Source organism: Pantoea sp. GbtcB22 (assembly GCF_019091025.1).
In the GTDB taxonomy this organism is placed as follows: domain Bacteria; phylum Pseudomonadota; class Gammaproteobacteria; order Enterobacterales; family Enterobacteriaceae; genus Pantoea; species Pantoea leporis.
In genome coordinates this window covers 1-232 of record NZ_JAGXKB010000955.1, presented here as the reverse complement: position 1 = coordinate 232, position 232 = coordinate 1, and the positions used below count along the sequence as shown (strand labels likewise).

The 232-nt window shown below is 59.9% G+C and carries 1 protein-coding gene; it reads left to right on the top strand.

Translation table 11 applies throughout. The features are described from left to right. Positions 1–211, top strand: a 211-nt coding sequence (locus tag KVT28_RS27155) for a DHHA1 domain-containing protein (RefSeq protein WP_217551443.1), incomplete at its 5' end; no start/stop codon positions are given. Positions 212–232 lie beyond the last annotated feature (21 nt).

The window sequence follows — 232 nt, the reverse complement described above, 5'->3', positions numbered from 1 at the left end:
CACAAAGCAGGCGGGCACCGCCCGGCTTGTGTTTGCCAGATCGGAATCGCTTTCGCACAATGTCGGTCAACTTCTTTCGGAGGCGTGCCGGGAGCTTGGCGGAAAAGGAGGCGGCAGAGCCGATCTCGCTCAGGGCGGCGGTCCCGAAGCCGGGAAGCTGATACAGACCATTGAAGCGTCGGTTAACAAGATCAGACCGACGCGAAGTTGATTGCGAGAAGCGTTGACGCTC